We start from the raw sequence: 12,019 nt of genomic DNA, 5'->3' as shown, positions 1-12,019 counted from the left end.
GCGGGCGCACTCTAGCCGCGGCGTGTCGCGCGGGCATGACGGCCCGGTGAAGCCTTGATGCGCTGGCGGGCGGCGGGCGGCTCGGCTATTTCGGGGGGCGTGATCCTGCTCCTCCCCCGTCCCCTGCTGGTTGGGCTCCTCGGCCTCGGTGCCGCGGCCGGCCTCGCCGCCTGTCGCCCGAGCTATTCGCCGGATGACTACGCCACCCGGGCCGTGCAGCAGATGAACCGGGTTGAACAGGCCATCATCATCGGCGTGCGCCGGGTGACGGTGACGGCGGAGGGCTCCACCGGGGCGGCGACCGGCGGGGCGGCGGGCGGCATCCTCGGCTCGCAGGCGCCGGGCGGCAACATGGCGGGTGCGATCGGCGCCGTGGGCGGCGCGCTGGTGGGCGGGCTGCTCGGCACGGCGACGGAGCGCGTGGCCGGCAATACCGACGCCTGGGAATACATCGTCCGCAAGGGCAATGGCGAATTGCTGTCGGTGACGCAGCGGAACGAGGTGCCGCTGGCGGTAGGCGAGCGTGTGCTGGTGATTGCCGGCGCCCAGGCCCGCATCGTGCCGGACTACACCCAGCCGGTGCCGGAGGACACGCCCCCGGCCGCGCCCGCCGCGACGCCGGCGCCCGCGGCGCCGCTGCCGCCTGGCCCGGATCCCGATGCCGCGGCGCCCGCCGAGCCCGCGGCCGCGCCGCTTCCGGCACGGGAACCGACGCCCGTGCCGACCCCCGAACCGATGGCTGGGCAGGCCCCCGACTCCGCTCCCGAGGCGCCGGAGGCCGCGGCGCCGGCACCGGCGCCTGCCGCGGCCTCCGAACCCCCGCCGTCGCACTGAACGAAGCCGCGCTGGTGGCCGGCACGCCGCGCCTCAGCGTGGGTGACTGGATCGAGCTTGTGCTGTCCTGCCCGATGCCCTCGCCGGATTCGCTCCTGCGAGCTTGGCGCTTTCGCGCGTCAACTCATCAACGCTCAGGCCGTGCGGGAACGCGGTGTGGCGGGGAGGGCGGGGCGGCTGATCTCGGCCAGCAGGGCCCAGACCTTGTGCGCGTCCATGCGGGTTTCCGGATCGTTCAGGAGGCGGTCCAACTCCGCCAGCTTCTGATCCAATTCACGCTCGGTCATGGTGGCGTTCCTGCGGGGGGCTGCTCGGATGTCGCACCGCAACATCAAAGCAGGAACGCCGGACGCGGTGGGGCAGTTGCTGATGCGTTACACATCACGATTTCGCGAGCCGAAGTCCTTCCGGCGCGTTGCCAACAGATGGGTAACTATTCGGTTCCCGCGCGAAGGACAAGCCCGGCCAGATCCTCGGCGCGCATCGCGCCGGTCGGACGGTCGGCCACCTTCCGCCCGCCCTTCAGCACCACCACCCGCTGCGCCACCGCCACCACATCGCCCATGGCGTGGCTGACCAGGATCACGGTGCGGCCTTCGGCGTGCAGGCGGCGGATCAGGTCCAGCACCTGCGCCGTCTCCTTCACCCCCAGCGCCGCCGTGGGTTCGTCCATGATGATGATCCGCGCCTCCCAGCGCAGCGCCCGGCAGATCGCCACCGCCTGGCGCTGGCCGCCGGAAAGCCGCTCCACCGGCGTGTCCATGTCGGCGATGCCCACCGCCAGCCGCGCCAGGAAGCCGCGGCTGGCTTCCGCCATGCGGCGCTTGTCCAGCAGGCCGAAGGGCGGCCGCGTCAGCTCGCTGCCCAGGAACACATTCTGCCAGATGGACAGGCGCGGGGCGACGGCCAGGTCCTGGTAGATCGTGGCGACCCCCTGGCGCAGCGCATCCTGCGGGCCGCGGAAGCGGGTTTCCCTGCCATCCAGCGCCAGGCTGCCCTCGCTCGGCGCCTGCGCGCCGGCCAGGATCTTCACCAGGCTGGACTTGCCCGCGCCATTGTCGCCGCACAGCGCCAGCACCTCGCCCCCCGCGATGTCGAGGTCGAGGCCGGCCAGCGCCTGCACCGCGCCGTAGCGCATGCCGATGCCCCGCAGCGCCAGCAGCGCCATGCGGCTACAGGAAGCGGCGGACGTTGGTGCCGTCCACCATCACGGAATCGAGGAACAGGTAGGGTCCGGGGGTCAGCGCCGCCTTCGGTTCGCCCTTCAGGATGATGCGCTCCACCGCCTCCACGGCCCGCACGCCCATTTCCTCGAAGGGGATGGTGACGGTGGCCATCAGCGTGCTTTCGGGATCGGCGATGCGGCGATAGGTCTCCGCCCCGCCATCGATCGAGACGAACTTCACCTGGCCCTTTTTCACGCCGCGGGCCTGAAGCAGGTCGTCGATGACGAAGGCCTGGCCGTCGAAGCTGGCCCAGATGCCCTGGGTGTTCGCCGCGTGGCGCAGCAGAAGTCCGGAAAAGCCCTGGCGCACATCGTCGCGCCAGGAGGCGGTGCGCGCCATGGTGTGGCTGCCCAGCATGCGCACGCCCGTATTCTCCGACAGGACGGCGTCCAGCACCTTGCCGCGGATGCGGGTGCCGACATTGCCCTCGAAGCGCTGCGTGAGGATGTTGCCCTGGTAGCCGAGCGCGCCCAGCAGCCACAGCGCCGCATCGGCGCCCACCTTGTATTCGTTCACCTGGATATCGAACAGCGTGTGGGTGGAGGCGCCGGCCATGATGGTGATGACGGGGATGCCCGCCGCCTTGGCGCGCTGGAACTGCGCTTCCGCCTCCACCGGCTTGCCCATGGCGACGATGATCGCCTTCGGCCGGCGCTGGATCAGCGTATCGAGCTGTTCGGCATGGCGCGGCAGGGCGCCCTCGCTGTTCAGCACCGTGGCGGTCCAGCCCTTGGCGCGGGCGGCGGCGGCGGCGGCGTTGGCGGCGCGGGCATGCGTCTCGCTGCTCATCTGGAAGCCGACGATGGCAATGTCGGTGCCGGATTGCGCGAAAGCGGGCGTGGCGAGCAGGCTGGCGCCGGCCAGCAGCGCGCCGCGGCGGCTGATTTCGGTCATGGTCATCTCCCCGTTCGGAAGTTCAGTTTCTTGACGAAGGGCGCGCGGCCCATGCCGGCGGCCGACAGGGCAACGGAGGCCAGGATGATCGCCCCCAGCACGATGTCCTGCCAGTAGTATTCCGCCCCCAGCAGCACGAGGCCATTGCCCAGCACCTTCAGCGTCAGCGCCGCGAAGAGCGTGCCCGGAATGTTCGGCCGCCCCGGCTCGAACATGCACATGCCCAGCAGCACGGCGGCGATGGCATAGAGGAAATGGTCGTTCGCCATGCCCGGCGCGGCGGAGGAGAGCGAGGAAGCGAGCAGCACCGCCGTCAGCCCGGCGCAGGCGCCGGCCAGCGTCAGCGCCAGGCGCTTCATCGCCAGGGTGCGGATGCCGGCCAGCCGCGCCGCCTCGTCCGCCTCCCCGGTCGCTACCAGATGCGCGCCGAGCCGCGTCCATTTCACCAGCACCCAGGCCGCCAGCCCCACCCCGGCCAGCCACCAGACCAGGTTGGGCAGCCCCGCCGTGTTGCCGCGCGCCAGGCCGGTGAAGGAGGTCGGCCAGCGGCCGACGAAGGCGACGCCCTGGGTCAGCATGAAGCCCAGCCCCTTGGCGATGGCCGCCGTGCCCAGCGTGGCGATCAGCGACGGCACGCGCAGCACCGTCACCGCCAGGCCGTTCGCCGCGCCGCAGGCGGTGCCCACCGCGAGCCCGGCGCAGATCGCGATCCAGGGCGCCTGCCCGCCATGCACCAGCGCACCGGTTACCACCGCCGCCAGCGAGGCGACCTCGGCCACGGAAAGGTCGATCTCCGCCGTGGTCAGAGCCAGGGTGAAGCCGATCGCCAGAATGCCGAGGAAGGCGGTTTCCTTGAACACCACGGCGAGGTTGCCGGCGGTGAAGAACACCGGCGAGGCCAGGGCGAAGCCGCAGAACAGCGCCAGCCCCGCCAGCGCCGCGCCATAGCGTGTGAGAAATCCGCCCATGCCGCCCCCAGGATTCGGCGCCATCCTCGGCGGCGCGCCGCCCGCGTCAAGCCAGCAGGTGGGAGATCGGCGCGACGGCAGCCTCGGCGGCCTGGAAGGCGGCGTGCAGCCGGGTGGCCAGAGCGTGGCGCGCCGCATCCGGCACGCATTGCGCGGCCGGGCGGGCCAGCTGGTCCTGCAGCGCCGCCAGGGGCAGGCCCTCCAGCGCCGCGAAGGCGATGATGGCGGCACCCAGCAGCCCGGGCTCCGGCGTGGCGGAGAGCACCACCGGCCGGCCCAGCACATCGGCGCGCAGCTGCGCCCAGCCGGGCGTGGCGCCGCCGCCACCCAGATGCACCGCCACCGCCTGGCGCCCCGCCGCTGCCTCCGCCCGGTACAGCACCGTGCGGTTGTTGAAGGCGATGCCCTGCATCACCGCGCGCGCCAGGTCGGCCGGCCCATGGTCGCGGCGCAGACCCAGGAAGGCGCCGCGCCGGTCCGGGTCCCAATGCGGCACGCGTTCCCCGGCCAGGGTGGGCAGGAACAGCAGCGGGATGGGGTCGCCCGGCGGCGGGTCGCCGCGGCCGACCTCCACCCCCAGCCCGGCCAGCCAGGCCAGGGCATCGGCGCCGTGCTGGCTGGGGCCGCCGATCTGGTGCAGCCCGTCCCAGGCCACCGTCAGCAGGCCGGGCGCCTGTGCCGGGGCGTCGGCCAGCAGGCCCAGCACCTCCGTGGTGCCGGAGATGCAGTAGGCATGGCCCGGCCGCAGCGCCCCCAGCCCGGCGACGGCGGCCCAGGTGTCATGCGCCATGACCAGCACCGGCACGCCCGCCAGCCCTTCCAGCACGCCCGGCAGCAGCGGGCCGAGGATGGCGCCGGGCGGCAGCAGCGGCGGCAGCAGGGATTCCGCAAGCCCGAGCCGCGGCAGCAGCGCCGCGCTGGCAGCCAGCCGGGCCGCGGAGATGCGATCCGACGCCACGCGCCCGGTCAGCCGCAGATTGAGGAAATCCTTCGGCTCCAGGATCGCCGCGCTGCGCGCCAGCGCCGCCGGCGCCGCCTGCGCCAGCCAGGCGAGGCGGGCCAGCGGGTGGAAGGCGTTGACCTGCGGGCGTTCCGGATGCTCCGCCGGCAGCAGCGCCAGCAGTGCCGGCAGCACCGCCGCCGCGCGGGCATCGCCGAACAGCAGGGCCGGATGGGTGGGCCGGCCCGCCGAATCCACCGGCACCAGGCTGCGGGTGACGGCGCTGATGGCGATGGCGCCGATGCGGGCGAAGGCCGCCGCATCCTGCACGCGCAGCGCCGCGGCGCCGGCCTGCACGGCGCGCCACCAGGCCTCCGCATCCGCCTCAACGCCCAGGCGCTGCTTCTGGTCGTGCCGCGCCAGCGGCGTGCCGTCGCGCCTGATCAGCGCGGCGCGCAGCGAGGAACCGCCGAGGTCGAAGGCGAGGACGCAGGAATCCAGCATGACGGCGCGACCATCGGCCGCCCGCCCGCCCGAGGCAACCGGCCGGGGTTGTGGCGGCGGAAGCGGCAGCCCTAATCTGCGGCCATGCCCGAAGCCTCTCCCCCAGGCCTGGCCGCGCTGGAAGCGCAGCTGGCGCGCGACCTGCAGCTGCTGAACCTGCCGCCGAAATCCTGGGTGCCGGAGACCCCGGGCGTGTGGGATGTGGTGGTGGTGGGCGCCGGCCTGTCCGGCCTCTGCGCCGCCGCGGCGCTGCGCTTCCTGGGCATCGCACGGCTGCTGGTGCTGGACCGTGCGCCGGAAGGCCTGGAAGGCCCCTGGGTGACCACGGCGCGGATGCGCACGCTGCGCACGGCGAAGGAGGTGGCGGGGCCGGCGCTGGGCCTGCCCGCGCTCACCTTCCGCGCCTGGTTCGAGGCGCAGCACGGCGCGGCCGCCTGGGCGGCGATGGAGCGCATCCCGCGCGGGATGTGGATGGACTACATGGTGTGGTACCGGCGCGTGCTGGACCTGCCGGTGCGCAACGGCGTGGCCGTGACGGATATGAGGCCGGATGGCGCGGGGCCGATCCGTCTGGACCTGGCGGCGGGCGACCCGCTGTTCGCGCGGCGCGTGGTGCTGGCCACCGGCATCGACGGGCTGGGCGGCCCCGGCGTGCCGGCAGTGGTGCGCGACCTGCCGCGGCACCTCTGGGCGCATTCGGCGGAGGCCATCGACATGGCGGCGCTGGCGGGGAAGCGGGTCGGGGTGGTGGGCGCCGGCGCCTCGGCCATGGACAATGCCGCCAGCGCGCTGGAGGCCGGCGCCGCCAGCGTCGATCTGCTGATCCGCCGGGCGGAGATGCCGCGCGTCGACAAGTTCACCGGCATCGGCAGCAAGGGCATGGCGCACGGCTTCCTCGGCCTGCCGATGGCGGACAAGTGGCGCTTCTTCCGCCTGGCCAATGCGGCGCAGCTGCCGGCGCCGCGGCCGAGCGTGCTGCGGGTTTCGCGGCACGCGAATGCGCGGTTCCACTTCGCCAGCCCGATCCTGGCGGCGGCGGCGCAGGGCGATGCGCTGCGCGTGACCACGCCGCGCTTCGCGCTGACGCTGGATTTCCTCATCCTCGCCACCGGCTTCGACATCGACCCGGCGCGGCGGCCGGAACTGGCGCGCATCGCGCCGCATATCCGCCGCTGGTCGGACAGCTACGCGCCGCCGGCGGAGGAACAGGATGCGCTGCTCGGCACCTCCCCCGACCTCGGGCCGGGCTTCGAGTTCCAGCAGCGCACCCCCGGCGCCTGCCCGGGGCTGGAGCGCATCGCCTGCTTCGCCTTCCCCGCGGTGCTGACGCACGGCAAGCTGACCAGTGGCATCCCCAGCGTCTCCGACGGCGCGCGGCGGCTGGCGGAGGCGCTGGTGCGCAGCCTGTTCGTGGAGGACCGCGCGCGCATCCGGGCGCAGTTCGAGGCCTATGACACGCCGGAACTGCTGGGCGACGAATGGCAGGTTTTTGCAGGAGAGATCGACGATGCAGCCGCCTGAGATCCTGGCCTTCTTCGGCATCTCCTCCCCTTGGGCCTATTTCGGCGCGCCGCGGCTGTACGACATCGCCGCCCGGCACGGTGCCAGGCTGGTGCTGCGGCCGATCAAGGTGATCGAGGCCAATGGCGGCATCCCGCTGCGCACGCGGGCCCAGGCGCGGCAGGACTACCACGCGCTGGAGCTGGACCGCTGGCGCCGGCACCTCGGCATGCCGCTGAACCTGGCGCCGAAATTCTACCCCTGCCGCACCATCGAGACGGCGGCCCAGGCGGTGATCGCGGTGCAGGCGGCGGGGCTGGACGCGCCTGCCTTCAGCTTCGGCGTGCAGCGCGCGCTGTGGGCCGAGGAACGCGACATCGCCGATCTTGACACGCTGCGCGACATCGCCCGCGCCACGGTGGGGGAGGCGGGCGTGCCCCTGATGCGGGAGCCGGCACTGCCGCAGCATCGGGCGGCGTGGGAGGCCAATCTGGCGGAGGCGGAACGGCGGGGCATCTTCGGCACGCCGACCTATGTGCTGCGCGACGAATTGTTCTGGGGTCAGGACCGGCTCGATTTCCTCGATCGCGCGCTGGGCGCATGAGCGGGCTGGCGCATGAGGATCCGGCGATCCTCGCCCAGGCGCGGGAGCTGCAGGCGCGCGCCGTGGTGTTCGACGGGCTGTCCACCTGCAACTGGTCGCGCGGCATCTTCGAGGAGATGCAGGCCGGCGGCGTGACGGCGGTGAACGCGGCTTCCGTGCTGTGGGAAGACCTGCGCGGCGGGCTGGACAACATCCTCGCCTGGCGGCGCATGATCGAGGAGAATGCGGATCTGCTGCGGCCGGTGAAGACGGTGGCGGATATCGCGGCGGCCAAGGCGGAAGGCCGCACCGGCATCAGCATCGGCTGGCAGAACACCTCGCCCATCGAGGACCGGCTGCAGGACATCGGTCTGTTCAAGGATCTCGGCGTCGGGATCATGCAGCTGACCTACAACACGCAGAACTATGCCGGCGCCGGCTACCTGGAGCGGCACGATTCCGGCCTGACCGGCTTCGGGCGGGAGGTGGTGGCGGAGATGAACCGCGCCGGCGTGCTGTGCGACCTGTCGCATGTCGGCGAACGGACGGCCTTCGACACCATCGCGCATTCGGCGCAGCCGGTCTGCATCAGCCATGTGCTGCCGCGCGCGCTGCACGACGTGGCGCGCAACAAGTCGGATGCGCTGCTGGCGGCCTGCGCCGATCGCGGCGGCATCATCGGCATCAGCCTGTTCGCGCCCGGCCTGGCGCGCGGCAATGACGCGACGGTGGAGGACTACCTGGACGCCATGGCGCATGTGATCGCGCTGGTCGGCGAGGATCATGTGGGGCTCGGCTGCGACTTCAGCCTGGACCATCCGCGGCCCGGCCCGTACCAAATCTATGCCAGCCGGGACAAGGGCACGGCGCGGGAACTGACGGAGTTCGCGCATGCGACGATCAGCAAGCCGCTCGGCATCCGCCGCATCCACGAGATGCCGCACATCACGGCGGCGATGCTGCGCCGCGGCTGGGGCGAGGCGACGATCCTGAAGCTGCTGGGCCAGAACTGGCTGCGGCTGCTGCGCCAGGTCTGGGGCGGGTGAAGCCTCTCCCCCCGGGCGGGGGGAGAGGGCCGGCACGGGATCAGCGGCGCATGCGGACGTGGCGCAGTTCCAGATCCTCGTTGGCGCGCAGCGGCAGTTCCGCGACGGTGTCGCGCACCGCGAAGATCTGCGGTTCCTGGTGCAGCGGAATCATCGGCAGCAATTCCTGGAAGCGCGCCCAGTACTGCGCCGCCAGCGCCTGGCGCTTCGGCTGGTCGGTCTCCACCTGGATCTCGCGCAGCAGTGCCGCCATGCGGTCATCCTGGAAGCCGCCCCAGTTGAAGGAGCCTTCGCCCAGCAATTCGCGCCCCGGATTGGTGATGTCGAAATTCCCCGGCGTCCAGCCCAGCAGGTAGAACTGGTATTCCTTGTTCGCGCCGCGCTGCAGGAAGCGGCCGAAGGGGATGGCTTCCAGCCGTGCCTGGATGCCGGCGCGCTGCAGCATGCCGGTGGCGGCCTGGCAGATCGCCTCGTCATTCACGTAGCGGTTGTTCGGGCAATGCAGCGTGATGGGGAAGCCGTTCGGGTAGCCGGCTTCCGCCAGCAGCCGCCGCGAGGCCGCCGGGTCGTAGGGCAGGCGCTGGTTCTGCGCCTCCACGAAGCCGCTGATGGCGGTGCCGATCGGCAGGCCGGAGGCGATGGTGGCATTGCGCAGGATCACGCGCGTGATCGTGCCCATGTCGATCGCCTGGTACATGGCGCGGCGCACCCGCACGTCCCGCAGCGGGTTGGGCTGGCCGGGCGCGTCCAGGCTTTCCGCGCGCTGCACGTCGAAGGCGAAGTAGATGGTCCGGGCGGTCGGGCCCTGGATCAGCCGCAGCCCTGGCGCCTGGGAGACGCGCTGCACGTCCTGCAGCGGTACATGGTACATCGCATCCAGCTCCCGCGACAGGATCGCGGCGACGCGGGTCGGCGCGCTGGCCACCGGGCGGAAGACGGCGCGGGTGATGCCGTGCTGCGCCTGGCCCCACCAATCCGGGTTCGGCACCAGCACGGTGCGCTCATCCGCCAGGCGTTCCACCACGCGGAAGGGGCCGGTGCCGTTGGCGTTGAGCTGGACGAAGGTGCTGGTCGCCCCCGGCTGGCCGGCGCGGGCGACGGCGAAGGCGTTGTTCGCCTCGATCCAGGCCTTGGAGGTGATGAAGAACAGCGTCAGATCCTGCAGCAGGATCGGGTTCGGCCCGCGCGTCTCGATCTCCACCGTGTGGTCGTCGATGACGCGGACGGCGGCGACCGACTGCACAGTGTAGGCCATGTCGTTCTGCTTCACACGCTCCAGCGCATGGGCGACATCGGCGGCGGTGAAGGCCTCCCCGCCATGGAACTTCACGCCGCGGCGCAGGTGGAAGCGCCAGACGGTGGGGGAGACCAGCTCCCACCGCTCGGCCAGGGCCGGGGAGAGCGAGCCGTCCGGTTCCCGCCGCACCAGCGGCTCATAGACGTTGGACTTCATCGTGTTGGTCACGCCGTGGTTGTTGGCGTGCGGGTCCAGGCCGAGGATGTCGTTGGCGGTGGCCCAGGTGAAGGTGGTGGCCTGGGCCGCCGGCGCCCCGGCCAGCAGCGCGCCGAGCGCGAGCGCGCCCAAGGCCCCGCGCAAGGCGCGGCGGGTGGTCTTGATGATCATTGTGCCCCGATCCCTGTTCTTGGCAGGGCGCGAGGATGCGGGAGGCCGGGGCGTTCTGTCCAGGGCATCGCCCTGCGCCGCCCCCGGCATCACGCAGGAACCCTCACACCAGCGGCAGCACCACCTGCGAAGGCCGCGCCGCGTCCACGAACAGCGTGTTCACCGCCACCCGCATCCGCCGCGCCGCCCCCTCCGGCTCCCCGGTCTGCGGGTTGACGTCGTAGTGCGGGAATTCGCTGGCGGCGATGTCCAGCCGGATGCGGTGGCCGGCCAGGAAGCGGTTGGCGGTGGGGAACAATTCCACCGTGATGCGCGTCGGCACGCCGGGCTGCATCGGGCGGGGCTGCGCCGGGTCGTCGCGGTAGCGGCAGCGCAGGATGCCCTCGCACAGGTTCATGGCGAAGCCCTGCGGCCAATCGGCGGTGGCCGGGTGCACATCCACCAGCTTGGCGGTGATGTCGGTGTCCGGGCCGTCCGTGGCAATCCACAGCTCCGCCGTCACCGGGCCGACCACCTCCACATCGTGCTCGAGCGGCGGGGTCTGGAACACCAGCACGTCCGGCCGGCTGGCCAGCGGCAGGTAGGGCGGGCGGCAGCCGAACAGGCCCGGGCGTTCCCGCTGGTCCATCGGGCCGCCGGCGATGACGGGCTCCATGGAGGTGATGGCGCCGCCGATGCTGGGCACCGGCTGGCGCGGGTCGGCATCCCAGGCGAGCGGCGCGGCGCCTTCCGCCGGCGCGGCTTCCGCCAGCAGCCCATCGCCATGCAGGTGGAAGGGGGCGAAGCGGGTGCCGGGCAGTGGCCAGTCGGCGGCTTCGCGCCAGCGCCCGCCATGCTCCAGCCGCCCGGCGGCGTTGCGCCGGCCGCTGCCGCCGCCCATGACGAAGACGCGCACGCGCGGCGCTGCCTCCACCCCGTTGGGCAGGCCCTTCAGCCAGCGGTCGAAGAAGCGCAGGCGGAAGGCGCGCCAGTCGCCGGCCCAGGAATCGATCGTGGCGTCGGGGCCGAACTCCACCTCGCCGAAGGCCGTCTCGCTGCGGTTGCCATGCGTCCAGGGGCCGAGGATCAGGCTGGGCGTGCCGCGCCCCGAATCGCGGAGCCCGCAGAAATTCTCCGTCGCCGTGCGCGGGTAGGGGTCGTACCAGGAGGACATGTGCAGCGTCGGCACCGCGGCGTAGCGGTCATGCCAGCCTTTCGCGAAAAGGCCGAGGCGCTGCCAGTATTCGTCGCGTGCGCCATGTTCCCACTGCTCGAACAGGTAGTCCTCGTAGTCCGGCGCGTGGCGCACGGGGGATTGGCCGCGCTTCCAGGGGAAGCGATGGAACCATTCCACGAGGTCCTCGCCCGCGAGCGCCGCCGCGCGCACCGGATCGGCCTTGCTCTCCGGCGCCAGGCGGGCCTGGTTGAAGGCCCAGCTGGCCTGCTTCAGCTCGAAGGCGCCGCCGCGGCGGATGCCGCCCTGCCAGGCATCGGAGAAGCCGCCGGAATCGAGGATCTGCGCCGCCAGCCCGGGCGGCGCCAGGCAGCCCAGCGCCGCCTGGGTATGCGCCGCATAGCTCAGCCCCATCGTGCCGATGCGGCCATTGCACCAGGGCTGTTCCACGATCCAGGCGCAGCAGTCGAACCCGTCCTCGCCGTCCGACAGGTATTTGATGAACGCGCCCTCGCTGCCGTAGCGGCCGCGGCAATCCTGGTAGACCACGGCATAGCCATGGGCGACGAAATAGGCCGCGATCGCCGACCGCGGCTGCGGCTTCGGGTCCGCCTCCGTGCGTTCCGATCGGGAAATCTCCCGCCGGCCATAGGGCGTGCGTTCCAGGATGACGGGGAAGGGGCCCTCGCCTTCCGGCAGCCAGGCATCGGTGGCCAGCCGCACGCCGTCCCGGCAAGGCACCATGGC

Annotated in this window: 11 protein-coding genes; 4 read left to right on the top strand and 7 right to left on the bottom strand. The window is 72.4% G+C overall.

Features of this window, described 5'->3' with window-relative positions; all coding sequences use genetic code 11:
* The first annotated feature begins 99 nt into the window (after positions 1-99).
* The gene (locus HEQ75_RS03380; RefSeq protein ID WP_168027515.1) at positions 100-834 is read left to right on the top strand and encodes a hypothetical protein; all 735 of its coding nucleotides are present in this window, start codon (positions 100-102) and stop codon (positions 832-834) included.
* A gap of 134 nt (positions 835-968) precedes the next feature.
* Here the strand turns inward: HEQ75_RS03380 and HEQ75_RS03375 are convergent, their stop codons facing one another.
* From HEQ75_RS03375 to HEQ75_RS03355, 5 genes are all read right to left on the bottom strand, one after another.
* Complete coding sequence (locus tag HEQ75_RS03375; protein ID WP_168027514.1) at positions 969-1,121, bottom strand: peptide chain release factor 1; 153 nt, start codon at positions 1,119-1,121, stop codon at positions 969-971.
* 146 nt (positions 1,122-1,267) lie between these two features.
* On the bottom strand, positions 1,268-2,002 hold the full coding sequence (locus HEQ75_RS03370) for an ATP-binding cassette domain-containing protein (protein WP_168027513.1): 735 nt from the start codon (positions 2,000-2,002) through the stop codon (positions 1,268-1,270).
* 4 nt (positions 2,003-2,006) lie between these two features.
* The gene (locus HEQ75_RS03365) at positions 2,007-2,954 is read right to left on the bottom strand and encodes a sugar ABC transporter substrate-binding protein (protein WP_168027512.1); all 948 of its coding nucleotides are present in this window, start codon (positions 2,952-2,954) and stop codon (positions 2,007-2,009) included.
* 2 nt (positions 2,955-2,956) lie between these two features.
* Positions 2,957-3,922 carry an ABC transporter permease gene (locus tag HEQ75_RS03360; protein WP_168027511.1) on the bottom strand — a complete coding sequence of 322 codons (966 nt, stop codon included), beginning with the start codon at positions 3,920-3,922 and terminating at the stop codon, positions 2,957-2,959.
* A gap of 46 nt (positions 3,923-3,968) precedes the next feature.
* Complete coding sequence (locus HEQ75_RS03355) at positions 3,969-5,366, bottom strand: xylulokinase (RefSeq protein ID WP_168027510.1); 1,398 nt, start codon at positions 5,364-5,366, stop codon at positions 3,969-3,971.
* Positions 5,367-5,450: 84 nt separating this feature from the next.
* On the opposite strand from HEQ75_RS03355, the gene HEQ75_RS03350 reads away from it, so the two are divergent.
* Genes HEQ75_RS03350 through HEQ75_RS03340 form a run of 3 tightly spaced genes read left to right on the top strand, consistent with a single transcriptional unit; the run spans position 5,451 to position 8,495 of the window.
* Positions 5,451-6,887 carry an NAD(P)-binding domain-containing protein gene (locus HEQ75_RS03350; protein WP_168027509.1) on the top strand — a complete coding sequence of 479 codons (1,437 nt, stop codon included), beginning with the start codon at positions 5,451-5,453 and terminating at the stop codon, positions 6,885-6,887.
* Positions 6,874-7,470 (top strand): 2-hydroxychromene-2-carboxylate isomerase, encoded by a 597-nt coding sequence (locus HEQ75_RS03345; RefSeq protein WP_168027508.1) that lies wholly within the window; start codon positions 6,874-6,876, stop codon positions 7,468-7,470. The genes HEQ75_RS03350 and HEQ75_RS03345 overlap by 14 nt, the downstream gene beginning before the upstream one ends.
* Positions 7,467-8,495, top strand: coding sequence for a membrane dipeptidase (locus tag HEQ75_RS03340; RefSeq protein ID WP_209318321.1), 1,029 nt, complete (start codon positions 7,467-7,469; stop codon positions 8,493-8,495). Before HEQ75_RS03345 ends, HEQ75_RS03340 begins: the two co-directional genes overlap by 4 nt.
* A gap of 40 nt (positions 8,496-8,535) precedes the next feature.
* Here HEQ75_RS03340 and HEQ75_RS03335 read toward each other — a convergent pair whose 3' ends face one another.
* Complete coding sequence (locus HEQ75_RS03335) at positions 8,536-10,119, bottom strand: ABC transporter substrate-binding protein (protein ID WP_168027507.1); 1,584 nt, start codon at positions 10,117-10,119, stop codon at positions 8,536-8,538.
* A gap of 103 nt (positions 10,120-10,222) precedes the next feature.
* On the bottom strand, positions 10,223-12,016 hold the full coding sequence (locus HEQ75_RS03330; protein ID WP_235961223.1) for a CocE/NonD family hydrolase: 1,794 nt from the start codon (positions 12,014-12,016) through the stop codon (positions 10,223-10,225).
* Positions 12,017-12,019: the final 3 nt, after the last annotated feature.

The sequence above is a fragment of the Falsiroseomonas selenitidurans genome, assembly GCF_012103215.1.
Taxonomy (GTDB): Bacteria; Pseudomonadota; Alphaproteobacteria; order Acetobacterales; family Acetobacteraceae; genus Falsiroseomonas; species Falsiroseomonas selenitidurans.
Note: the sequence above shows the minus strand (reverse complement) of the source record. Positions and strands in the feature narration are given on the sequence as shown.

Bases quoted from the DNA above. Each gene is read 5' to 3' on its own strand.
- HEQ75_RS03360 (WP_168027511.1), bottom strand. From the start codon at position 3,922: ATGGGCGGATTTCTCACACGCTATGGCGCGGCGCTGGCGGGGCTGGCG.
- HEQ75_RS03340 (WP_209318321.1), top strand. From the start codon at position 7,467: ATGAGCGGGCTGGCGCATGAGGATCCGGCGATCCTCGCCCAGGCGCGG.
- HEQ75_RS03370 (WP_168027513.1), bottom strand. From the start codon at position 2,002: ATGGCGCTGCTGGCGCTGCGGGGCATCGGCATGCGCTACGGCGCGGTG.
- HEQ75_RS03350 (WP_168027509.1), top strand. From the start codon at position 5,451: ATGCCCGAAGCCTCTCCCCCAGGCCTGGCCGCGCTGGAAGCGCAGCTG.
- HEQ75_RS03345 (WP_168027508.1), top strand. From the start codon at position 6,874: ATGCAGCCGCCTGAGATCCTGGCCTTCTTCGGCATCTCCTCCCCTTGG.
- HEQ75_RS03335 (WP_168027507.1), bottom strand. From the start codon at position 10,119: ATGATCATCAAGACCACCCGCCGCGCCTTGCGCGGGGCCTTGGGCGCG.
- HEQ75_RS03365 (WP_168027512.1), bottom strand. From the start codon at position 2,954: ATGACCGAAATCAGCCGCCGCGGCGCGCTGCTGGCCGGCGCCAGCCTG.
- HEQ75_RS03355 (WP_168027510.1), bottom strand. From the start codon at position 5,366: ATGCTGGATTCCTGCGTCCTCGCCTTCGACCTCGGCGGTTCCTCGCTG.
- HEQ75_RS03330 (WP_235961223.1), bottom strand. From the start codon at position 12,016: ATGGTGCCTTGCCGGGACGGCGTGCGGCTGGCCACCGATGCCTGGCTG.
- HEQ75_RS03375 (WP_168027514.1), bottom strand. From the start codon at position 1,121: ATGACCGAGCGTGAATTGGATCAGAAGCTGGCGGAGTTGGACCGCCTC.